We start from the raw sequence: 19,995 nt of genomic DNA on the forward strand, positions 1-19,995 counted from the left end.
CTGAACGCAGAACGGCGCGCCAAGCCCGGGAGGGAGCCTGGCGCGCCGGGGACCGGACGTCGCGTTGAGGGACGGGAAATGACGTCCGGCCTTGGGATGAACAATGCCGCCGCGGGCTTGAACCCACGCTGAACGGGCGCCGGCGCCGCTTGTTCATCTCCGCCGGGAACAAAGCTTGGCCTTGGCTCGTTCCCCCATCGGCGACGAGCCCCACCTCCAGTCGCCAAGGCCGGAGAGCCCCCGTTCCATGTCCCCCGGGGACTCTCCGGCTGTGGTCGCGGGCCTCAGGTCTTGAGGTCGGGCCGGGAGGCCAGGAAGGCCGCCTTCTCGGCGGCGGTCAGCACCTTGCCGGGCTTCAGGCGGGCGACCTTGGGGGTTGGCGGCGCATAGATGCGGGGCTGGCCCTTGGCTGGCGGTTTCATGTCGAGGCCCCTGAGTTAGACTCCCACCATCGCACACTCCTCCGTCCCTGAGGCGACAGATTGCGGACGCCGGCCGCCGCCTCGGCTAAACACCCGCCATGGACGAGACGATTGCGGTGATCGGCGGCGGGCCGGCGGGCCTGATGGCCGCCGAGGTGCTGAGCCGCGCCGGGCGGGCGGTCACCGTCTATGAGCGCATGCCGAGCCCAGGGCGGAAGTTCCTGATGGCCGGGCGCGGCGGCCTGAACCTCACCCACTCCGAGGACTTTCGCGCCTTTGTCGGCCGCTATGGCCCGGCGGCCGAGCATCTTCGCCCCCTGCTGGAGGCCTTCGCGCCCGCAGACCTGACGGCCTGGGCCGAAGATCTTGGCCAGCCCACCTTCGTGGGCTCCAGCGGCCGGGTGTTTCCCAGGAGCCTGAAGGCCTCGCCCCTGCTCCGCGCCTGGCTGGCGCGGCTGGATCGCCAGGGGGTGAGCTTCCGCACCCGCATGGACTGGCGCGGCTGGAACGCGGCCGGCGACCTGGTGTTCGCGGGTGGCGAGACCGCGCGGCCCGCCGCCACGGTCCTGGCGCTCGGGGGCGCAAGCTGGGCCAGGCTGGGCTCCGACGGCGCCTGGGCCCAGACCCTGGCTGCGCAGGGGGTGGCCCTGGCGCCCTTCGAACCGGCCAATGTCGGCTTCACCGTCGACTGGAGCCCGATGTTCCGCGAGCGCTTCGCGGGCCAGCCGCTGAAGGCGATCGCCCTGTCCCACGGCCGCCGCACCCTGCGCGGCGAGGCGGTGGTGGCCGAATACGGGATCGAGGGCGGCGCGGTCTACGCCCTCTCGGCCGACCTGCGCGCGGCCATCGCCCAGGCGGGGTCGGCGACCGTGGAGATCGACCTGAGGCCCGGCCTGAGCCACGAGCAGCTCGCCGCCCGCCTAGACCGGCCCCGGGACGCGCAGTCCACGGCCACCTTCCTGCGCAAGGCCGCCAACCTCTCGCCCCTGGAGATCAGCCTGCTGCGGGAGGCCCACGGCGTCGCCCTGCCCGCCGACCTGGCCTCCGCCATCAAGCGGGTTCCGATCCGGCTGACCGGGACGCAGGGCCTGGCCCGCGCCATCTCCACGGCCGGCGGGGTGCGCTTCGACGCGGTGGACGAGGATCTGATGCTGAAGGCCCGGCCGGGCGTCTATGTGGCCGGCGAGATGCTGGACTGGGAGGCGCCCACCGGCGGCTATCTGCTGCAGGCCTGTTTCGCCACCGGCGTCGCGGCGGCCCGGGCCATTCTGGCTAAACCGCCAGGTGGGGAATGATCCAGCGGCGAGGGTACTTCCACCCCAGGGCCCGGACCTGACCGTCGGCGAGGCCCAGGGTCTTCATCAGGCTGGCCGGAACCTGGCTGATGGCCTGGACCGGCTCCAGGCCCGCCACCGGGCTGGAAGCCACGATCCCGGCCTTGAGCGCATGGTCGACGCCGGTCCATTCGGCCTTGGCGCGGTCTTCGTGACCCACGGCGAAATAGTGCCGCAGGAAGGTCTTCTCTTCCGGAGCCTGCACCATCACGCCGATCAGCCAACCGCCCGCCATGCCGACCCTGATAGGGCCGATACGGCGGGCGGCCTAGCCTAGAATTCGGCCGAGCCGCCGTCGCAGGGCACGGTGGTCCCCGTCGTGTAGGCGCTGGCCCGCGAGGACAGGAAGATGGCCACGCCGGCGATGTCCTGGGGGGTGCCGATACGGCCCCGCGGATTGGCCTTGGCGATGGCGTCTCCGGCGCGGGCCAGGGTGGCGGCCATCATGTGGCTGGGGAAGGGCCCCGGCGCGATGGCGTTGACCAGGATGTTCTCCGGCGCCAGGCGCTTGGCCAGGTGGCGGGTCAGCATGATGCAGCCGGCCTTGGAGGTGGAATAGGAATAGGTCTCCAGGCCGGGGGGCTCGATGCCGTTCACCGAGGCGATGTTGATCACCCGGGACGGATCCTCGTGGGTGGCGGCGGCGCGCAGCTGCGGCAGCAGCTTCTGGGTCAGGAAGAAGACCGACTTGGTGTTGAGGTCCACCACCTTGTCCCAGCCGCTCTCGGGGAACTCGTCGATGGGCGCCCCCCAGGTGGCGCCGGCGTTGTTCACCAGCACGTCCAGCCTGGGCTCCCGCTCGGCGATGGCCGCGGCCAGGCCCTCGATGCCGGCCATGGCGCCCAGGTCGAAGGGCAGCGAGATGCAGGTTCCGAACTCCGACAACTCCTCGGCCACCCGGTCGCAGACCTCGGCCTTGCGCGAGGAGATGTAGACCTTGGCCCCATTCTCCACATAGCCCCGGGCGATCATCTCGCCGATGCCGCGGCTGCCGCCGGTGACCAGAACGACCTTGCCTTCAACGCTGAACAGATTGCGCAATGGGTTTCCTCGCAAACAAAGAGCCGACGTCGCTGCGCCGTTGAAAGCGGGCTTTATGGCGAGGCTTGGCGCGGGTGGCGAGGGCTTTCCGCCGGGTCAGGGCAAGTTTTCGAGCATCAGGTATGGCGCCGCGCGCGGACTTGCGGGTTCGCCATCTCCCGTTCACACCGGCGCCATGAGCGAGATTTCCGACGTCGCCTATGACGCCCAGGTCCTGGCCGAGATGGCCGCCTGGCGCGAGCGTGTGCTCAAGCCCGCCGGGGCCTTGGACAAGGCCGCCCGGGCCGTGCAGGACCGCATCAACGCCCTGATCCCGGAGAAGGCCCACGCCGTCATCACCGGCGCCATCGAACAGATGACCCGGGCGATGCTCACCGGCGCCGACTATACTAGCCCGCCGCCGGTGGAGGGCGCCACCCTTCGCGCCCGCGAGGCCCAGGCCCGCGACAAGATCATGGCCTGGCGCACCACCGCGGCGGCCGAGGGCGGTGTGGTGGGGGCCGGCGGCTTCCTGCTGGCGGCGGCGGACTTTCCGGTGCTGATCGGGCTGAAGATCAAGCTGCTGTTCGACCTGGCCGCCATCTACGGCCACTCCGGCGACGACCTGGCCGAGCGGCTCTACATCCTGCGCATCTTCAGCCTGGCCTTCTCCAGCGCCTCACGGCGGCCCGAGGCCTACGCCACCCTGGCCGACTGGAACAGCGCCCAGGCGATGGCGGATGGCGGCCTGGAGAGCCTCGACTGGCGCCGCTTCCAGCAGGAGTACCGCGACTATATCGACCTGGCCAAGCTGGCCCAGTTGATCCCGGTGATCGGCGCCCCGGTGGGCGCAATCGTCAACTACCGCCTGCTGGACCGCCTCGGCGAGACAGCGATGAACGCCTACCGCATGCGGTGGTTCGCCAAGGCCTAAAGGTCACGTGCCACGCAAGCTACGCCATTGACCGCTTCCGGAACGGTTGCAAACTGACCGAATGAAAGTCTTCAGCTTGCCTCATGGCATCAATGGTTCGCCGCGTCGGGTATCGATGACACCACGGCTCGCGAGCATCGGAATGGCGCTTGCCTTGGCTATCTCAGCGACATCGGCCTCAGGCGCATCGGATCCGGAATTCCTGGTGAACCGCGCCGCCAAACTGGTGCTCGCGGGAGATAACGACGGGGCGCTGCGCGATCTCGACGAGGCTATCCGGCTATCCCCCAACCTCGCGGCCGCCTACTCCAATCGCGGCGTCATCTACCTGCAAAAGCAAGACTACCCGCGCGCCATCGTGGATTTCGACGCCGCCATCGGCCTCGACCCGACGCGGGCTTCCGCGTTCAACAATCGCGGTAACGCCTACAATGAGCTTGGGCGGCACGACACGGCGATCGCCAACTACGACCAAGCGCTGAGCCTGAGGCCGATCTACCCCCTCGCTCTCATCAATCGTGGCATCGCACACATGGCGCTCGGGCAATTTGATCAGGCGCTGAGCGACGTTGATCATGCCTATCGGCTGAAGACCGAACCCCTCGCCCGTCGGGTGAGAGGGCAGATCCTCGAGAAGATGGGCGACAGTGATGGCGCCATCGAGGCTTACACCCAGGCCATCAGGTTGCTCGGGACCTATGGCGAGGCTTACGGCCTTCGCGCTGACGTCTATTCCAGGCTTGGCAAGCTTGAACCCGCGCTCGCCGATTATGACAAAGCTCTCTCCCTCGGGAGTGACGATCCAACCAATCTGAACAACAGATGCTGGGTTCGCGCCTTGATGGGACGCGACCTGCCCCTCGCGCTGCAGGACTGTGATCGGTCCGTCAGCCTTCAGCCGGAGAGCGCGCCCGCGAGGGCAACGCGAGCCTTTGTCCACCTGCGTATGGGGTCGCTGGATCTAGCGCTCGCCGATGCGGACAGCGGCCTTCGGCTTGATCCCAAAGATGCCGACGCGCTGTTCCTGCGGGGGGCTGCGCGGCACGAGTTGGGCCTAGGCGCCGAAGCCAAGGCGGACATCGACGCAGCGACGGCTATCAATCCCGCTGTTGGAAAGCCTTACTTCGACGCCGGCGTCGCAGCTTGGGCAAGGCCCGGCTAGGCGCGAGACTCTGACGTACGGCGCAATCGGACTTCGGGTGGCTCATTCGGCCTCGGACTCGACGGGCTCCGGACCGCCGAAGCGGTCCAGCCAGGCGGCGACCTGGTCGTTCTCGATCTTCTTGAACAGCACCTCGGGGGCTTCGACCTTGCGGCCGGCGGGCAGGATGTCGAGCAGCGCGGCGCCCTCCCCGGTCGGCCAGGCGCCCGGGAAGGCCTCCCCCACCCCGCCGGCGATCTTCGCCGCGGCGAAGGGGATGAAGGGCTCGGAGACCTTGGCGAACAGGGCCACCAGGTTCAGGCCGGTGCGCACCGCCACCGCCGCGCGGACCGGGTCGGTCTTGATGGCGGTCCAGGGGGCGGCCTCGGTGAGGTACTGGTTGCCCAGCACCCAGAGCTGCCGCAGGGCCTGGGTCGCCTTGCGGAAGTCGATGGCCTCCATCTGCTCGTTGAGCTCGGCGAGCTTGGCGGCGACGTCGGCGTGGAGCTTCTCCTCCAGCGGTCCGGCCTCGCCGCCCTCGGGGACCACGCCCTCGAAGCGGGTCTCGGTGAACTTCAGGATGCGGTTGACGAAGTTGCCCAGCACGTCGGCGAGGTCGGCGTTCACCTGGGCCTGGAACTGCTCCCAGGTGAACATGGTGTCGCTGCTCTCCGGCGCATTGGCCATGATCCACCAGCGCCAGTAGTCGGCCGGCAGGATCTCCAAGGCCGCGTCGATGAACACGCCCCGCTGGTGGGTCGTGGAGAACCGGCCGCCGTAATAGTTCAGCCAGTTGAAGCCCTTGAGGGTGTCCACCAGCTTCCAGGGCGCGTTGGACGACGGCCGCCAGGAGCCGTCGGCGTTCTTGGTCTCGTTGGAGCCGAACAGGGTGCAGGGGAAGCCCACGGTGTGGAAGGGCACGTTGTCCTTGCCCATGAACTCCACATAGTTGACGTCGTCGGCGCCGGGGCCGCGCCACCAGCTCTCGTACTCCGTTTCGCTGGCGGGGTCCGCGCCCGGCTTGGCCGCCGACCATTCCCAGGTGGCGCCGATGTACTCGATGGGGGCGTCGAACCAGACATAGAAGACCTTGCCGGCCAGCCCCGCCACGTCGGGCCGCTCGCCCGCCGGATTGGGGCCCCAGTCGGCGGCGTTGACCGGCACGCCCCATTCCAGGTCCCGGGTGATGCCGCGGTCCTGCAACCCCTCGTCCAGCCACTTCAGCGCCGTGGAGGTGACCAGCACCGGCCACTTGCCCTTCTTGTCGGTGATCCATTCCCGCAGCTTCCCGTCGAAGGCGGTCTGCTTGAGGAACAGGTGCAGGGAGTCGCGGATCTCGATGTCGTCCGAGCCCGAGACCGACGAGCGCGGGTGGATCAGGTCGACGGGGTCGAGCTGGCGGGTGCAGTTGTCGCACTGATCGCCGCGGGCGGCGTTGTAGCCGCAGTGCGGGCAGGTGCCGACCACGTAGCGATCGGGCAGGAAACGCTTGTCGGCGTTCGAATAGACCTGCTGGGTGACCCGGCCCTCGATGAAGCCGGCCTCCCACAGCCCTTGCGCGAAGCGCTGGGTCAGGGTGCGGTTCTGCACGGAGGACGAACGGCCGAAGTGGTCGAAGCTGATGCCGAACCCGGCATAGAGGTCGCGCTGGATCTGGTGCTGCTCGTCGCAGTAGGACCGCACGTCCTGGCCCAGGGCTGCGGCGCCCAGCTCGGCCGGAGTGCCGTGCTCGTCGGTGGCGCAGATGTAGAGCGTCTCACGGCCCCGCGCCCGCTGGAAGCGGGCATAGACGTCGGCCGGCAGCATGGAGCCCGCCAGGTTCCCCAGGTGCTTGATCCCGTTGATGTAGGGCAAGGCCGAGGTGATGAGGATGCGGGACATGGGCGGACTCGAAATGAGGAGTTGCGGGAAGCGCGGCTTATAGGGCGCCCCATCTGGTTTCCCCAAGCCGCCCGCGCAAGTCCCCCTCGCCTTTCCCTACGGCAAGCTTCAGCATAACGTCGGTATGGGACGCGGTCGACAGAGCCGCGACGTAGCAAGGGAAGAGACAAATGTTGAAGAACATCAATTGGATCGCCGTGCTGATCAGCGTTGTCCTGCTGGAGGGCCTGGGCTTCCTCTGGTACGGCCCGCTGCTGGGCGAGGCTTGGAGCGCCGCCTATCGCAACTCCATCGGACGCGACCCCGACATGACCAACATGGCGGTCACCCAGAGCCTGGGGGTGGTGAACACCCTGATCCTGGTGATCGGCCTGGCCTGGGTCTTCGCGCGCATGGGCATCAATTCCCTGGCCGGCATCGGGGCGGCCGCGGCGGTGTGGTTCTTCTTCAATTTCACCACCATGGCCATTGAATACCTCTACATGGGCCTGGCCCCGAACCTGGTGCTGATCAATATGGGCTACCAGCTGGTGAGCTATCTGGTGGCCGGCGCGGTCCTGGGACTGATGCCGCGACGGGCGAAGGCGGCCTGAGGCGGCGCGACCGCTCTCATCGGTGGGCGAGGACCAGATCTCGGACCTGAAGGAGGTCCCGCGCGACCAAGACGCAGAGGCCGCCGATCTCCGGGGTGGGCTCCAGCAGGTCGGGAACCATGACCGTCATCATGCCGGCGGCGGCTCCCGACCGGACGCCCACATGGGAGTCCTCCAGCGCCAGACAGAGGCGAGGCTCGACCCCCAGTCGCTCGGCGGCCTTCAGGAACGGATCGGGGGCGGGCTTGCCGTTCTCATAGTCGCCCCGGCAGACGAGCTGCTGGAAACGAGCGGCCAGGCCGTGGGCGGACAGATGGCGGTCGACGGTCGCCCGGGATGACGAGGTGGCGATGGCGCGCGGCAGGCCAAGCTGGTCCAGGAGATCCAGCAGGCCCGTGACGCCCGACTTCAGGGCGGGCCCACTCTCGGCGATCCGCCAGAAATGGCGACGCCAGTCGGCGTGGAAGTCCTCGAAGGGGAAATCCTCACCGAAGTGCGATCGGAACAGGGGGCCGCATTGCGAGCGCCGCAGGCCGATGGAGCCGTTGTAGACCGCGTCCGGAATCTGATGTCCGGCTTCTGCGGCGGCCGACAGAAGCGCGGCGTTCCAGAGCGCCTCAGTGTCGAACAGCAGGCCGTCCATGTCGAAGATCACGGCGAGTGGCCGGTGCGGCAAGGTCATGGCGTGCGCCTCAGTGAGCGTGGAAATCCCCTAGGGCCGCCAGGACGCGCTCGTGCACCGGCGGTGTTGGCCCTGGCGGCTCAAACGCACGACCGGTGATCCGCTCGTGAGCTTCCACATATGTCAGGGCGGTCTTCCAGATCAGCTCTGGGGGAATTTCGGGCACTTCGTCCCGGTAGGGGTCGCATCGCGCGGCGACCCAGGCGCGGATCACGTCCTTGTCGAAGCTGTCGGGGGCCTCGCCGGCGGCGAACCGCTGCGGATAGGTGTCGGCCCGCCAGTAGCGACTGGAGTCAGGTGTGTGGATTTCGTCTGCGAGACGGAGGGCGCCTTCTGCATCCAAGCCGAACTCGTACTTTGTGTCGGCGAGGATCAGGCCGCGCTCGGCGGCCAGCGCTTGGCCGCGGGCGAAAAGGGCCAGGGCGGTTTCACTGATCTGGCGCCACTGCGCCTGGCTGAGCAGGCCGCGCGACACGATCTCGTCCGGGGTCAACGGCACGTCATGGCCGCCATCGGCAGCCTTGCTTGTGGGCGTGATGATCGCGGTCTCAAGCGCCTGATTGTCGGCCAGGCCGTCAGGCAGCCGGCGCCCGTACATTTCCCGGCGGCCAGCCCGGTACATGGTCAGGATCGAAGTGCTGGTCGTACCCGCGAGGTAGCCGCGCACGACAATCTCGACCGGCAAAATCTTGAGGCGGCGGCCGACGACGATGTTTGGGTCGGGATAGTCCAGCACGTGGTTGGGACACAGGTCGGCGGTCTGCTCGAAGGCCCATCGGGCGACGCCATTCAGCACCTGGCCCTTGAAGGGGACGCAGCACAGCACTTGGTCGAAGGCCGACAGGCGGTCAGACGTGACGAGGATCCGTCGCCCGTCCGGCAGGTCGTAGTTGTCGCGCACCTTGCCACGGTAAAGCCCGGGAAGGGCCGGATCGATCGCGTCGCGCAGCACCTGATGGGCGCTGGCCGCCAGCCTCGCCTCCTCCAGCGTCGACAGGGTGGTCTCGCGAACCAGGTCGATGAGATCTTCCAGGGAGAGCCGTCCGTCACGCGAGACCTTCGTCCGCGCCGCCTGCACCGACTTGCGGGCCCGCTGCAGGTCGTTGATGCGGGTGGTGAGCACATCCTCCTGCAGGGCCAGAAGCGCCGGCAGGTCCGCCGCCCGCCCGTCGAGCAGCTGGGTGATGCGGGCCAGGGACAGCCCAAGGGATTTGAGCGTCAGCACTTGGTGCAGGCGTTCGATCTCTTCAGGACCATAGACGCGCCAACCGGCTTGCGTCCGGCCCGGGCCCACCAACCCTCTCCGCTCGTAGAGGCGCAGGGCTCGCACGCCGACCCCGAGGCGGCGCGCCGTCTCGCTGGGACTGAGGAAGCGTTCGCTCATGCTATCAGCGTCTCCGTTGGACGCGCCCACCTATCAGGCCGGACCCAGGGTCCGGCTCAAGCCCTATTTTCCAACCCCTTCGGCTCGCCGCCCCGCCAAGCCCCCGCAGCTTGCCTGCCGGACGCGCCCTAAGCCTTCCCCGCCCGCGCGGCGAACCACGGAATCAGGCGGCTGATGGCCTCCTCGATCAAGGGCGTGGAGACCGCGAAGCTGAAGCGGATGAAGTGGCCGCCCTCGACGGGATCGAAGTCGAGCCCTGGGGCGGTCGCGACACCGGTGTCGCGCAGCAGGTCCTTGCAGAAGGCCAGGCTGTCGCGAGTCAGGTGGCCGATGTCGGCATAGATGTAGAAGGCGCCGTCCGGCGGCGCGATCTGGGTCAGGCCGAGCTTGGGCAGGGCGGCCAGCAGCAGGTCGCGATTGGCGCGGTAGACCGCCACGTTTTCCTCGAGCTCCTCACGTTCGTCCATGGCCGCCAGGGCGACGTGCTGGCTTAGCGAGGGCGCGGTGAGGAACAGGTTGCCGACATAGGCCCGCGCCCGCGACAGGTCCCGCTCCGGCGCCAGCAGCCAGCCAAGACGCCAGCCCACCATGCTGAAATATTTGGAGAAGCTGTTCACCACCAGGGCGTCGGGCTCGAACTCCAGCATCGACCGCGCCGGGTCCACATAGCTGAGGCCGTGATAGATTTCGTCGGAGACGATGCGGATGCCGCGTTCCCGGCAGACCTGGGCGATGGCCTCCAGTTCGGCGGCCTCGATAATGGTGCCGGTGGGATTGGCGGGGCTGGCGACGATCACCCCGGCCGGCGCGGGATCCAGGGCCGCCAGGTGGGCGGCGGTGAGCTGGAACCGGCTCTCCGGGCCGCAGGCGATCTCCACCGGCTCCAGATGCAGGGCCTTGAGTGTGTTGCGGTAGGCGACATAGCCCGGCCGCGCCAGGGCCACCCGGTCCCCGGGATTGAAGGTGGAGGCGAGCGCCAGGACCAGGGCCGGCGAGGCCCCGCAGGTCAGGATCACCCGCTCGGGCGCCACCGTGACGCCATAGGTCTCCTGGTAGTGCCGGGCGATGCGGGCGCGCAGGGCCGGGCTCTCCCAGTAGCCGCCGCGGTCGGTGTCCAGCATCTCGTGGGCCACGGCGATGGCCGCCTTCGGCGCGCCGGTGGAGGGCTGGCCGAACTCCATGTGGATGATCGAGGCCCCCTCGGCCTTCAGCCGGTGGGCCAGCGTGCTGATGCCGATGGCGTGGAAGGGATCGATCTGGGCGGGCATCTAGAGCGGTCCCTTGAAAACGAAGAAGGCCCCGGCGGCGATCAGCAGGAACCCGATGGCGTGATTCCAGGTGAACCGCTCCCCCAGATAGGTCACGGAGAAGATGGCGAAGATCAGCAGGGTGATCACCTCCTGCATCGCCTTCAGCTCCATCGGATCGTAGACACCGCGCCCGATCCGGTTGGCCGGGACGGCCAGGCAGTATTCGAAGAAGGCGATCCCCCAGCTGGCCAGGATCAGCAGCCAGATCGGCCGGTGCTCCACCTTCAGGTGCCCGTACCAGGCGAAGGTCATGAAGATGTTGGAGGCGATCAGCAGGAGGATCGGGGCGATGGCCGCCGTCGTCATGGGCATGCGGGGGCTCCGGGCCGGGGGATCGTTGATTTCGCACTTAACGCGGCGGTTCGCAGCCCTATAACCTTGGGTGACGCATGGGGGAGAACGCGATGGCGGATTGGGGAAAGCGGCTGGGCACGGCCGCGGTCGGGATGATGGCGCTGGTCCTGGCGTCCTGCGGTCAGGGCGGCCCTGGAACGCTGCACATCTACAATTGGTCGGACTATATCGACCCGGCGATCCTGAAGGACTTCACCAAGGAGACGGGCGTCAAGGTCGTCTACGACACCTTTGATTCCAATGAGGTCCTGGAGACCAAGGTGCTGCAGGGAAACACCGGCTACGACCTGGTCGTCCCCTCCAACCACAATGTCCCCCGCTACATCACCGCCGGCGCCATCCAGCCGCTGGACAAGTCCAAGCTGACCGGTCTCTCCAACCTGTGGCCGGACATCATGGCCTATATGGAACCCTTCGATCCGGGCGCGAAATACAGCGTCCCCTACATGTGGGGCACCATCGGCATAGGCTACAACAAGGACGCCATCGCCAAGCGTCTGCCCGGCGTGACCATCGACAGCTGGGACATCGTCTTCAAGCCGGAGAACCTGGCCAAGCTGAAGGACTGCGGGGTCTATTGGCTGGACGCCTCGGAGGACATGTACGCCGTGGCCCTGAACTATCTGGGCAAGAATCCCAACTCCACGGCGCTGGAGGACTATCAGGCGGCTACCGAGATGTTCCTCAAGGCCCGTCCCTACATCCGCAAGTTCCACTCCTCGGAATCCATCGAGGCCCTGGCCAACGGCGATATCTGCATCGCTGTCGGCTACTCCGGCGACATGCTGCAGGCCAAGAGCCGCGCGGCGGAAGCCGGCGACAAGGTGCACCTGGACTATGTGGTGCCCAAGGAGGGCAGCCAGGTCTGGTTCGACGTCTTCACCATCCCCAAGGACGCCCCGAACCCGGCCGCGGCCTACAAGTTCCTCGACTACATGCTGCGCCCCGAGGTGATCGCCCGGGCCTCGACCTTCACCGAGTACGCCAACGCCAACAAGGCGGCCACCGCCCTGGTGGCCCCCGATGTGCGGGACAATCCCAACGTCTATCCGACACCCGACCAGCTGCTGACCCTGTTCGTCACCTCCTCCAAGGCGCAGCCGCTGCTGCGCGACGTGAACCGCCAGTGGACACGGGTGCAGACAGGTCAATGAGCACCTCTCGCCGGCCGCGCCTGAACATCGGCGCCGTCCGTTCCAGTTTCGCTCCCTGGGCCGATCCCTCCCTAGAGCCCCTGGTGCGGTTCGAGGGTGTGACCAAGCGTTTCGGGAACGAGACGGCGGTGAACGATGTCTCGTTGTCGATCTATGAGAGCGAGTTCTTCGCCCTGCTGGGTCCGTCGGGCTGCGGCAAGACCACCCTGATGCGCCTGCTGGCCGGCTTCGAGACCCCGGACGCCGGACGCATCACCCTGGCCGGGGAGGACCTGGCTGGCCGGTCGCCGCACCAACGGCCCGTGAACATGATGTTCCAGTCCTACGCCCTCTTCCCCCACCTCTCGGTGGAGCAGAACATCGCCTTTGGCCTCAAGCAGCAGGGAACGCCCAAGGGCCAGATCGCAGACCGGGTGACCGAGATGCTGGCCCTGGTGCGGCTGGAGGGCCTGGCGCGGCGCAAGCCCCACCAGCTCTCGGGCGGCCAGCGCCAGCGGGTGGCGCTCGCCCGCGCTATCGCCCCCAACCCCAAGATGCTGCTGCTGGACGAGCCCCTGGCGGCGCTCGACAAGAAGCTGCGCGAGGAGACCCAGTTCGAGCTGATCGCCCTGCAGCAGCGCCTGGGCATGACCTTCCTGATCGTCACCCACGACCAGGAGGAGGCCATGGTCACCGCCGACCGCATCGCGGTGATGCGCGAGGGCCATATCGTCCAGATCGGCCGGCCCGCCGAGGTCTACGAGACCCCCAATTCCCGCTACGTGGCCGACTTCATCGGCGACGTAAACCTGTTCGAGGGCGCCGTGACCGCCGCCGACGGCAAGCGCGTCACGCTGGCCACCCCCGACTGCCCAGTGGGCTTCGAGGCCCTGGAGGACGACCGGCTGGCCGTGGGCTCCACCGCCTGGCTGGGGGTGCGGCCCGAGAAGATCCAGCTGCATCTCGACCCGCCCAAGGAGGGCCCCAACCGCATGGCCGGCAAGGTGGCCGATTACGGCTATCTCGGCGACTGGACCACCTATGTGGTGGAGCTGGAGAGCGGCCGCACCGTGCGCGCCGCCCGGGCCAACGCCTCGCGCCTGGTGGCCCGGCCCATCGCCTGCGACGACCTCTGTTGGCTGACCTTCGCCCCCGACGCCGCCGTGGTGCTGACCCGATGAAGGGTCGCCCCAGGACCGGCCTGGCGGCGCTTGCCCCCTTCCTGTGGCTGGGGGTCTTCTTCCTGTTTCCGTTCCTGCTGGTGGCCAAGCTGTCCCTGTCGGACACCGCGCTCGCCATGCCGCCCTATGCGCCCCGGGTGGACTGGAGCGCGGGCTGGGCCGGCGTGCGGGCCTTCTTCGCCGCCCTGGACTTCGAGACCTATGCGCGGCTGACCCGCGACAGCCTCTACATCGCCTCCTACCTCTCCAGCCTGATGTTCGCGGCCGTGGCCACGGGGATCCTGTTGGTGATCGGCTATCCCATCGCCTACGGCATGTCGCGGTTCGCCGCCTCGACGCGGCAGGCCCTGCTGATGGCGGTGATCCTACCCTTCTGGACCAGCTTCCTGATCCGGGTCTATGCCTGGATCGCGGTGCTGAAGCCCGAGGGGCTGCTCAACACCTTCCTCTCCCAGTTCGGCCTGCCCGAGCTGAACCTGCTCAACACCGACACCGCGGTCTATATCGGCCTGGTCTACGCCTACCTGCCCTTCATGGTGCTGCCGCTCTACGCGGTGCTGGAGAAGCAAGACCAGAGCCTGCTGGAGGCCGCCGCCGACCTGGGCTGCACGCGGACCCAGGCCTTCTGGCGGGTGACCTTCCCCCTCTCCCTGCCCGGCGTGGGCGCCGGAGCCCTGCTCTGCTTCATCCCCATGGTGGGCGAGTTCGTGATCCCCGACCTGCTGGGGGGCTCGGGCACCCTGATGCTGGGCAAGACCATCTGGACCGAGTTCTTCGCCAACCGCGACTGGCCGGCCGCCTCGGCCGTGGCCATCGCCATGCTGGCCACCCTGGTGATCCCCATCGTCCTCTATCAACGCCAGCAGACCAAGATGATCGAGGCCGGCCGATGAAGCGCGGACCCTCGGCCTTCAACATCGCCTCGGTGGTGGCGGGCCTGGCCTTCCTCCACCTGCCCATCGTGCTGCTGGTGGTCTATTCCTTCAACGCCAGCCGGCTGGTGACGGTCTGGGGCGGGTTCTCCACCAAGTGGTACGGAGCCCTGCTGCGGGACGACCAGCTGCTGGCCGCCATCTGGGTGACCCTGCGGGTCGGGTTGATCTCGGCGAGCCTGGCCACGGTGCTGGGAACCCTGGCGGCCGTGGCCCTGGTGCGGTCGGGGCGGTTCAAGGGGCGGCTGCTGTTCTCCGGCATGATCTACGCCCCCCTGGTGATGCCCGAGGTGATCCTGGGCCTGTCCCTGCTGCTGCTGTTCGTAGCCTTCGGCCTGCCGCGCGGGTTCTGGACGGTGACGGTGAGCCACGCCACGGTCACCCTCTGCTACGTCACGGTGGTGGTCCAGGCCCGGTTGATCAGCTTCGACAAGGCCCTGGAGGAAGCCGCCCGCGACCTCGGCTGCACGCCGCTCAAGGCCTTCTTCGCCGTCACCCTGCCCAATATCGCGCCGGCCGTGGCGGCGGCCTGGATGCTGGCCTTTACGCTGTCCCTGGACGACCTGGTGATCGCCAGCTTCACCTCGGGACCCGGCGCCACAACCCTGCCGATGCGGATCTACAGCCAGGTGCGGCTGGGGGTCAGCCCGGAGATCAACGCGGTCTCCACCCTGCTGGTAGGTCTGGTGGCCACCGGGGTGATCGCGGCCTACCTGTTCCAGAATCGGCGCCGCGGTCGCGACGCCTAGAGCGTTTCCCGCCTGACTTGGATCAAGTCAGGCGATCAGGAAGAGCGACCAAGCAAGGAATCTAGAGCTCCGTTTCGATTCATTCGAAACGGGAACAGCTCTAGATCGGGGCGACGCGGTCGAACCAGGGTTTGGCCGTTTCCAGTTGCCCGGCCAGGCGGAACAGGGTCGCCTCGCCGGCCATGCGGCCCACGAACTGCAGGCCGATGGGCAGGCCGCCCTTCGACCAGGCCAGCGGCACGGTCATGGCCGGCTGGCCGGTGTTGTTGAAGGCCTGGGTGTTGGGCATGAACTTGAAGAGCCGCTCGGTGAAGGCCCGCAGGTCCTCCGTCAGGTGGCCGATGGGGATGGGCGGTGTCCCCAGGGTGGAGAGCAGCAGGACGTCGTAGGTTTCGAACAGGCCGGCCACCGCCCGGCCATAGGCGTGGATGGCGGCCAGGCCGCGGACATAGGTCCCGCCGCTGACCCCGGTTCCCCGCCGGTACATGCCCCAGGTGAGCATCTCCACCTCGTCCTCGGCGACCGGACGGCCGCGCCGCTGCGCCTCCGCATCAAAGGTGGCCGCGACGCTGGCGGCGATCACGTCGCCCGCGCCCTGCTGCATGGCCGCCAGGTTCCCCGGCACGCTCACCTCCTCCACCGTGTGGCCGAGGCTCTCGCAGAGCCGGGCGGCGTCCAGCACCGCCTGGACGCATTCGGGATCCAGGGCGTCGGAGGCCAGCGCCGCGGTGGTGAAACCGATCCGCAGCTTGCCGGGCGCGCGGCCCACCTCCTGGGCGTAGGGGGTGGCGGGCGCGTCCAGATAATAGGGGTCCCCCGGCTGCGGCCGGCAGGCGATGTCCAGCAGGAGCGCGCTGTCGCGGACCGAGCGGGTGACGGCGTGCTGGATCGAGGCCCCGCCCCAGCCCTCCCCCAGGGGCGCGAAGGAGACCCGGCCGCGCGACGGCTTCATCCCGAACAGGCCGCAGGCCGAGGCGGGCGTGCGGATCGAGCCGCCGCCGTCGCTGGCGTGGGCCGCCGGCACGATGCCCGCCGCCACCGCCGAGGCCGCCCCGCCCGAGGAGCCGCCGGGCGTCCGCGAGACGTCCCACGGATTGCGGCAGGGCCCCAGGAAGGCGCTCTCGGTGATCGGCATCAGGCCGAATTCAGGGGTGTTGGTCTTGCCGAAGATCACCAGGCCGGCCTGGCGGTAGGCGGTGGTGAGCGCGCTGTCGGCGGCGGCCACATTGTCCTTCAGCAGGGCCGAGCCCGAGGAGGTCACCGTCCCGGCCAGGGTCGCGCCGAGGTCCTTCAGCAGGAAGGGCACGCCGGCCAGGGGGCCCTCCAGCTTGGCGGCGGCTTCCTTCCGGCCGAAGTCGGCGAGGTCGAGGGTGACAGCGTTGAGGGCCGGATTGACCTGCCCCATCCGTTCGACGGCGGTCTCCAGCAGTTCGCCCGCGGAAACCTCGCCCTTGGCCACCAGTCCGGCCAGGCCCACGGCGTCGTGCTGGCGATACTCGTCGAACTTCATGGCCGCTCTCCCTGTCGTTGCGGCCAGAGGATCACAGAGCGCTTGGCCGGGGCGACACAGAAATTCGCGTGAAAGGCATTTTTCTTGGGAACACTCTTCGGGCCCGCGAATTGATAAGGGGCGACGGCAAATCGCCCCCCCGACTTGAGCCGTCGCCCTGGCCCCGGGCTCCCTCACAGGAGCGCCGGGGCTTTCTCTTTCCCCTGCGACGCCAGACCAGTTTGCGGTCGGCCCGAGTCTTGGGCATAACCCGGTCAGGTTTTTGGAGACTGGCGCTCGGTGAGCGACGGTTGACCTGTCGGGGGACAGGTGTTGGCGCTTCCGGCTTGGCCGGGAGCGCCTTTTCCTTGGCCGCTAGAGCCTGTCCGTTTCAGGTGGACTCGCCTGAAACGGATGAACAGGCTCGTCCTCTTAAGTTTAGAGCGTGACGGGCGCCTGAACCGGCAGCCACTTCAGGCTGTCACGCTCTAGTAGTCGACCTTCACGCCCACGACGTCGCGATAGGCGTCGCGGGTGGCCTTGAAGGCCTCGAAGGGGAACTTGATGGGGACCCCGGCCAGGGCGCAGGCCAGCATCTCCAGGTGCGCCGCCCAGCCGGCCGCCGAGCGCCCGGCGTCCTCCTCCGGCGGCAGCTTCAGGGTCAGGGTCAGGTCGACGGCCTCGCCGCGGGGGGCGATCTCCCAGCGGACGGGCCGCTGAGGCTCGCCGGGGCCGCTCCAGGAATATTCCAGCAGGCGGCCGGGCTCCACGGCGCTGACCGTCGAGTCGACGACGACCCCGCTGTCGCCGAAGTCCAGGCGCACCGCGCCGCCGGGCCGCAACTCGATCGTCCCAGGGGCCAACCACTGCGGGAGGCTCTCCGGCGCGGTCAGGGCGGCCCATACCGCCTGGGGATCGGCCGCGATCTCGCGGCTCAGGGTCGCCACCACCATCGGGCCCTCGCGGGAGAAGGTCGCGGGGCCAAGTTGAGCGTCTGACATGGGTCACCTCCTAGGCCCAACCCTAGGGGAGCGCGCGGCAAGGCTCGTTGACCCACGTCAAACCCCTCCCAGGCGGAAGCGGTTGCCCCCCGCGCCGCGAAGCAGCTAAGGAATGGCGACCCGGCCCCAGCCCCGGGCCACGACAGACGCCGGATTAGCTCAGCTGGTAGAGCAGCGGTTTTGTAAACCGAAGGTCACGGGTTCGAGTCCTGTATCCGGCACCAATTCAGGTCCTGTATCCGGCGCCAAACTGCGCCTCCTCGTCGCATTCCGCCGGGAAACGGCGAAGCTTAGAAAAATTTAGCATCCTTGGCCTATGAGCTAGGCCCATGTCTGAAGCCGCCTGGATCGATCGTCGTATAGAACCCCGCGCCCCCGTCAGCGATCGGGTGAGGGTCTTCTATGGTCCCAACCTCGGATCCTGGTGGGACGCCACGATGCGCGACGTCAGCGCCAGCGGGTTGAAGCTGGAGATTCCGGCCCTGGTGCCCCTGCCCAAGGCGCTGACCGTGCTGCACGTTCCGGACGGCCAAGTGTTCATCGTGCGGGCCAAGTGGCGCAATCACGACATGGTGGGCTGCAAGATCAACCAGAAGCACAGCCTGGAAACCGAGACCGACCCCGCCTTCGCCCAGATCAAGGCCGCTTGGCTGTCGCTGAAGACCTAGCCTCCAGGTCTAGGCGACGCCCTTCGCGTCGTGGGCGCCCGGCCGCTCGGAGTTCTCGCACGGATAGGCGCTGAGCGGCTTGAGCCGTTCCTCCGCCAGCAGTTGTTCGATGACGCGGCGTTGGTCGGGCTCGCGTTCCGACATCAGCAGCCGCTCGAAGTGGGTGATATTGAGGGCTCGTAAGACCTCGGGCGCCAATGGAACCTCCTGTCCGACAGAGATGGTGGAGAACGGGAGCTTGCGCCTGGATCGTGTGCTTGTCACGAACAAGGATTCAACCGCCGGGCGATTTGTCGCGCGTTCGAGTCAGGCGCCCCCTGTCGGTTTCCCGAAGATGGCGATAGGCACGGGCCATGACGCACAAGCCCATCGAGATCTTCATCGACGCCGACGCCTGCCCGGTGAAGGACGAGATCTACAAGGTCGCCCAGCGCTACGGCCTGAAGACCTGGGTGGTCTCCAACGCCTTCATGATGATCCCCAAGTCCCCGATGATCGCGCGGGTGATCGTCGACGCCGGCCCCGACGTGGCCGACGACTGGATCGCCGAGCACGTGGCCCCCGGCGACGTGGTGGTGACCAACGACATCCCGCTGGCCGAGCGCGTGCTGCAGGCCCACGGCCACGCGGTGACCCCCAACGGCAAGCCCTTCACCGCCGACTCCATCGGCCAGGCCATCGCCAACCGGGCCCTGATGGAGCAGCTGCGCTCCACCGGCGACATCCTGGGAGGCCCCAAGCCCTTCGACCGCAACGACCGGTCGCGCTTCCTGCAGGCCCTGGACGAGATCATCCAGAAGGAGCGGCGCAAACGGGGTTGAGGCGCTTGCCAAAGGTGCGGCTTCGAGTAGCTTGCCGGCCGCCCTGATAGGAGAGATTTCCCATGCGCCGCCTCGCCCTGACGCTCGTCGCCACCGTTTGCCTCGCCGGCCTGTCGGCCTGCGGCAAGACCGCCGAGAAGGGCGAGAAGAGCGAGGAACACGCCGAGGCCGCCGCGCCGGCCGCCGCCGTGGCCGAGCCCAGCGACGAGGAGAAGCACGAGCTGCTGGAGAGCCTGCCGGCCCCCTACAACACCGGCGACCTGGCCAACGGCAAGAAGGTGTTCGCCGTCTGCAAGTCCTGCCACACCATCGTGCCCGGCGGCGCCAACATGACCGGCCCGAACCTCTACGGCATGTTCGGCCGCAAGCCGGGCTCGGCGCCGGACTTCAACTATTCCGACGCCGTGAAGGCCGCGGCCTTCACCTGGGACGCCGATCACCTGGACCAGTGGCTCACCAGCCCCAAGACCTTCATGCCCGGCACCAAGATGACCTTCATCGGCGTCAAGGACGCCAAGGACCGGGTCGACCTGATCGCCTATCTGAAGGTCGAGACGGGCTACAAGGCCCACGAGGAAGGCGAGTCGCACTAGACCCTGACCGTTTCAGATGGACCCATCTGAAACGGAAAGAAGGGTCTAGATTCAAAATATTGGAGCACGTCGGACGGCGGAACCGGTATCCACTTCCGCCTGACGCGCTCTAACCCGCATTGCGATCATGGCCTGGGATCGTCTCGATCCCAGGCCGTCGTGAGCGCCCGCCGCCACCCCAGGGCGGCCCGCCTCAACCCCACATAACAGGTTGGCTCGGAAAACGTGTGGTGACGCCTGGGCAACCTTGACGCGCATCTCAGGCGCCGTCACCATATTGGGGTCGGGTCTGGTCGAGCATCTCAGCCGCGACATTCTATCCCGCCCGTCTCCCCCCTGGTGAGGGCGGGTCTAGGGGCATGGCCTTCCCCGC

Annotated in this window: 22 protein-coding genes, 1 tRNA gene and 1 pseudogene; 12 read left to right on the plus strand and 12 right to left on the minus strand. The window is 68.0% G+C overall.

Annotated features, from left to right (window positions below; all coding sequences use genetic code 11):
- Nucleotides 1–284: 284 nt before the first annotated feature.
- Complete coding sequence (locus Q7T09_RS15575; RefSeq protein ID WP_304700904.1) at nt 285–422, minus strand: hypothetical protein; 138 nt, start codon at nt 420–422, stop codon at nt 285–287.
- 98 nt (nt 423–520) lie between these two features.
- Between Q7T09_RS15575 and Q7T09_RS15580 the strand changes: the two genes are divergently transcribed.
- The gene (locus Q7T09_RS15580) at nt 521–1,717 is read left to right on the plus strand and encodes a TIGR03862 family flavoprotein (protein ID WP_304700905.1); all 1,197 of its coding nucleotides are present in this window, start codon (nt 521–523) and stop codon (nt 1,715–1,717) included.
- Here the strand turns inward: Q7T09_RS15580 and Q7T09_RS15585 are convergent.
- Together Q7T09_RS15585 and Q7T09_RS15590 are read right to left on the minus strand one after the other, a co-directional pair.
- Nucleotides 1,695–1,991: a hypothetical protein gene (locus Q7T09_RS15585; protein ID WP_304700907.1), complete on the minus strand. Its 297-nt coding sequence runs from the start codon at nt 1,989–1,991 to the stop codon at nt 1,695–1,697. The genes Q7T09_RS15580 and Q7T09_RS15585 overlap by 23 nt on opposite strands.
- 38 nt (nt 1,992–2,029) lie before the next feature.
- Nucleotides 2,030–2,797, minus strand: coding sequence for an SDR family NAD(P)-dependent oxidoreductase (locus Q7T09_RS15590; protein ID WP_304700908.1), 768 nt, complete (start codon nt 2,795–2,797; stop codon nt 2,030–2,032).
- A gap of 175 nt (nt 2,798–2,972) precedes the next feature.
- Between Q7T09_RS15590 and Q7T09_RS15595 the strand changes: the two genes are divergently transcribed.
- Together Q7T09_RS15595 and Q7T09_RS15600 are read left to right on the plus strand one after the other, a co-directional pair.
- Nucleotides 2,973–3,710 (plus strand): EcsC family protein, encoded by a 738-nt coding sequence (locus Q7T09_RS15595; RefSeq protein WP_304700909.1) that lies wholly within the window; start codon nt 2,973–2,975, stop codon nt 3,708–3,710.
- A 61-nt stretch (nt 3,711–3,771) separates the two neighbouring features.
- Nucleotides 3,772–4,872, plus strand: a complete 1,101-nt coding sequence (locus tag Q7T09_RS15600) for a tetratricopeptide repeat protein (RefSeq protein WP_304700911.1) — start codon at nt 3,772–3,774, stop codon at nt 4,870–4,872.
- A gap of 42 nt (nt 4,873–4,914) precedes the next feature.
- Here the strand turns inward: Q7T09_RS15600 and metG are convergent, their stop codons facing one another.
- Nucleotides 4,915–6,732, minus strand: coding sequence for a methionine--tRNA ligase (gene metG, locus Q7T09_RS15605; protein ID WP_304700912.1), 1,818 nt, complete (start codon nt 6,730–6,732; stop codon nt 4,915–4,917).
- Nucleotides 6,733–6,902: 170 nt separating this feature from the next.
- Between metG and Q7T09_RS15610 the strand changes: the two genes are divergently transcribed.
- A complete protein-coding gene (locus tag Q7T09_RS15610) occupies nt 6,903–7,325 on the plus strand; it encodes a DUF1761 domain-containing protein (protein ID WP_304700913.1) in 423 nt (140 codons plus the stop codon).
- Between the two features lie 16 nt (nt 7,326–7,341).
- On the opposite strand, the gene Q7T09_RS15615 is transcribed toward Q7T09_RS15610, so the two are convergent.
- From Q7T09_RS15615 to Q7T09_RS15635, 5 genes and pseudogenes are all read right to left on the minus strand, one after another.
- A complete protein-coding gene (locus tag Q7T09_RS15615; RefSeq protein WP_304700914.1) occupies nt 7,342–8,007 on the minus strand; it encodes an HAD family phosphatase in 666 nt (221 codons plus the stop codon).
- Nucleotides 8,008–8,017: 10 nt separating this feature from the next.
- On the minus strand, nt 8,018–8,980 hold the full coding sequence (locus Q7T09_RS15620; RefSeq protein WP_370689268.1) for a phosphoribosylaminoimidazolesuccinocarboxamide synthase: 963 nt from the start codon (nt 8,978–8,980) through the stop codon (nt 8,018–8,020).
- A 111-nt stretch (nt 8,981–9,091) separates the two neighbouring features.
- Nucleotides 9,092–9,391: pseudogene (locus Q7T09_RS15625) on the minus strand (MerR family transcriptional regulator); the annotation flags it as partial.
- A 128-nt stretch (nt 9,392–9,519) separates the two neighbouring features.
- Nucleotides 9,520–10,659, minus strand: coding sequence for an aminotransferase class I/II-fold pyridoxal phosphate-dependent enzyme (locus tag Q7T09_RS15630; protein ID WP_304700915.1), 1,140 nt, complete (start codon nt 10,657–10,659; stop codon nt 9,520–9,522).
- Nucleotides 10,660–11,013, minus strand: a complete 354-nt coding sequence (locus tag Q7T09_RS15635; protein WP_304700917.1) for a DMT family protein — start codon at nt 11,011–11,013, stop codon at nt 10,660–10,662.
- Nucleotides 11,014–11,105: 92 nt separating this feature from the next.
- Between Q7T09_RS15635 and Q7T09_RS15640 the strand changes: the two genes are divergently transcribed.
- From Q7T09_RS15640 to Q7T09_RS15655, 4 genes are read left to right on the plus strand one after another with little or no spacing between them, the layout of a single operon-like run.
- The gene (locus Q7T09_RS15640; RefSeq protein ID WP_304700919.1) at nt 11,106–12,209 is read left to right on the plus strand and encodes a polyamine ABC transporter substrate-binding protein; all 1,104 of its coding nucleotides are present in this window, start codon (nt 11,106–11,108) and stop codon (nt 12,207–12,209) included.
- On the plus strand, nt 12,206–13,369 hold the full coding sequence (locus Q7T09_RS15645; protein ID WP_304700920.1) for an ABC transporter ATP-binding protein: 1,164 nt from the start codon (nt 12,206–12,208) through the stop codon (nt 13,367–13,369). The genes Q7T09_RS15640 and Q7T09_RS15645 overlap by 4 nt, the downstream gene beginning before the upstream one ends.
- Complete coding sequence (locus Q7T09_RS15650) at nt 13,366–14,262, plus strand: ABC transporter permease (protein WP_304700921.1); 897 nt, start codon at nt 13,366–13,368, stop codon at nt 14,260–14,262. Before Q7T09_RS15645 ends, Q7T09_RS15650 begins: the two co-directional genes overlap by 4 nt.
- The gene (locus tag Q7T09_RS15655; protein WP_304700922.1) at nt 14,259–15,050 is read left to right on the plus strand and encodes an ABC transporter permease; all 792 of its coding nucleotides are present in this window, start codon (nt 14,259–14,261) and stop codon (nt 15,048–15,050) included. The genes Q7T09_RS15650 and Q7T09_RS15655 overlap by 4 nt, the downstream gene beginning before the upstream one ends.
- Before the next feature lie 100 nt (nt 15,051–15,150).
- On the opposite strand, the gene Q7T09_RS15660 is transcribed toward Q7T09_RS15655, so the two are convergent.
- Both Q7T09_RS15660 and Q7T09_RS15665 read right to left on the minus strand, forming a co-directional pair.
- Nucleotides 15,151–16,560: an amidase gene (locus Q7T09_RS15660; RefSeq protein WP_304700923.1), complete on the minus strand. Its 1,410-nt coding sequence runs from the start codon at nt 16,558–16,560 to the stop codon at nt 15,151–15,153.
- A gap of 467 nt (nt 16,561–17,027) precedes the next feature.
- A complete protein-coding gene (locus tag Q7T09_RS15665) occupies nt 17,028–17,540 on the minus strand; it encodes an SRPBCC family protein (protein WP_304700925.1) in 513 nt (170 codons plus the stop codon).
- A 148-nt stretch (nt 17,541–17,688) separates the two neighbouring features.
- Here Q7T09_RS15665 and Q7T09_RS15670 point away from each other — a divergent pair.
- Nucleotides 17,689–17,764 (plus strand) — tRNA-Thr (locus Q7T09_RS15670).
- 105 nt (nt 17,765–17,869) lie between these two features.
- Complete coding sequence (locus tag Q7T09_RS15675) at nt 17,870–18,208, plus strand: PilZ domain-containing protein (RefSeq protein WP_304700927.1); 339 nt, start codon at nt 17,870–17,872, stop codon at nt 18,206–18,208.
- Nucleotides 18,209–18,217: 9 nt separating this feature from the next.
- On the opposite strand, the gene Q7T09_RS15680 is transcribed toward Q7T09_RS15675, so the two are convergent.
- Nucleotides 18,218–18,406: a hypothetical protein gene (locus Q7T09_RS15680; protein WP_304700929.1), complete on the minus strand. Its 189-nt coding sequence runs from the start codon at nt 18,404–18,406 to the stop codon at nt 18,218–18,220.
- 155 nt (nt 18,407–18,561) lie between these two features.
- Between Q7T09_RS15680 and Q7T09_RS15685 the strand changes: the two genes are divergently transcribed.
- Both Q7T09_RS15685 and Q7T09_RS15690 read left to right on the plus strand, forming a co-directional pair.
- The gene (locus tag Q7T09_RS15685; protein WP_304700930.1) at nt 18,562–19,029 is read left to right on the plus strand and encodes a YaiI/YqxD family protein; all 468 of its coding nucleotides are present in this window, start codon (nt 18,562–18,564) and stop codon (nt 19,027–19,029) included.
- Nucleotides 19,030–19,091: 62 nt separating this feature from the next.
- Nucleotides 19,092–19,622 (plus strand): cytochrome c family protein, encoded by a 531-nt coding sequence (locus tag Q7T09_RS15690; protein ID WP_304700931.1) that lies wholly within the window; start codon nt 19,092–19,094, stop codon nt 19,620–19,622.
- Nucleotides 19,623–19,995 lie beyond the last annotated feature (373 nt).

The organism is Phenylobacterium sp., from assembly GCF_030645195.1.
Taxonomy (GTDB): Bacteria; Pseudomonadota; Alphaproteobacteria; order Caulobacterales; family Caulobacteraceae; genus Phenylobacterium.

What these genes read in the sequence shown, in the direction of transcription:
- Q7T09_RS15575 (WP_304700904.1), bottom strand. Translation starts at nt 422, where the DNA reads ATGAAACCGCCAGCCAAGGGCCAGCCCCGCATCTATGCGCCGCCAACC.
- Q7T09_RS15580 (WP_304700905.1), top strand. Translation starts at nt 521, where the DNA reads ATGGACGAGACGATTGCGGTGATCGGCGGCGGGCCGGCGGGCCTGATG.
- Q7T09_RS15585 (WP_304700907.1), bottom strand. Translation starts at nt 1,991, where the DNA reads ATGGCGGGCGGTTGGCTGATCGGCGTGATGGTGCAGGCTCCGGAAGAG.
- Q7T09_RS15595 (WP_304700909.1), top strand. Translation starts at nt 2,973, where the DNA reads ATGAGCGAGATTTCCGACGTCGCCTATGACGCCCAGGTCCTGGCCGAG.
- Q7T09_RS15600 (WP_304700911.1), top strand. Translation starts at nt 3,772, where the DNA reads ATGAAAGTCTTCAGCTTGCCTCATGGCATCAATGGTTCGCCGCGTCGG.
- metG (WP_304700912.1), bottom strand. Translation starts at nt 6,732, where the DNA reads ATGTCCCGCATCCTCATCACCTCGGCCTTGCCCTACATCAACGGGATC.
- Q7T09_RS15610 (WP_304700913.1), top strand. Translation starts at nt 6,903, where the DNA reads ATGTTGAAGAACATCAATTGGATCGCCGTGCTGATCAGCGTTGTCCTG.
- Q7T09_RS15615 (WP_304700914.1), bottom strand. Translation starts at nt 8,007, where the DNA reads ATGACCTTGCCGCACCGGCCACTCGCCGTGATCTTCGACATGGACGGC.
- Q7T09_RS15630 (WP_304700915.1), bottom strand. Translation starts at nt 10,659, where the DNA reads ATGCCCGCCCAGATCGATCCCTTCCACGCCATCGGCATCAGCACGCTG.
- Q7T09_RS15635 (WP_304700917.1), bottom strand. Translation starts at nt 11,013, where the DNA reads ATGCCCATGACGACGGCGGCCATCGCCCCGATCCTCCTGCTGATCGCC.
- Q7T09_RS15640 (WP_304700919.1), top strand. Translation starts at nt 11,106, where the DNA reads ATGGCGGATTGGGGAAAGCGGCTGGGCACGGCCGCGGTCGGGATGATG.
- Q7T09_RS15645 (WP_304700920.1), top strand. Translation starts at nt 12,206, where the DNA reads ATGAGCACCTCTCGCCGGCCGCGCCTGAACATCGGCGCCGTCCGTTCC.
- Q7T09_RS15650 (WP_304700921.1), top strand. Translation starts at nt 13,366, where the DNA reads ATGAAGGGTCGCCCCAGGACCGGCCTGGCGGCGCTTGCCCCCTTCCTG.
- Q7T09_RS15655 (WP_304700922.1), top strand. Translation starts at nt 14,259, where the DNA reads ATGAAGCGCGGACCCTCGGCCTTCAACATCGCCTCGGTGGTGGCGGGC.
- Q7T09_RS15660 (WP_304700923.1), bottom strand. Translation starts at nt 16,560, where the DNA reads ATGAAGTTCGACGAGTATCGCCAGCACGACGCCGTGGGCCTGGCCGGA.
- Q7T09_RS15665 (WP_304700925.1), bottom strand. Translation starts at nt 17,540, where the DNA reads ATGTCAGACGCTCAACTTGGCCCCGCGACCTTCTCCCGCGAGGGCCCG.
- Q7T09_RS15675 (WP_304700927.1), top strand. Translation starts at nt 17,870, where the DNA reads ATGTCTGAAGCCGCCTGGATCGATCGTCGTATAGAACCCCGCGCCCCC.
- Q7T09_RS15685 (WP_304700930.1), top strand. Translation starts at nt 18,562, where the DNA reads ATGACGCACAAGCCCATCGAGATCTTCATCGACGCCGACGCCTGCCCG.
- Q7T09_RS15690 (WP_304700931.1), top strand. Translation starts at nt 19,092, where the DNA reads ATGCGCCGCCTCGCCCTGACGCTCGTCGCCACCGTTTGCCTCGCCGGC.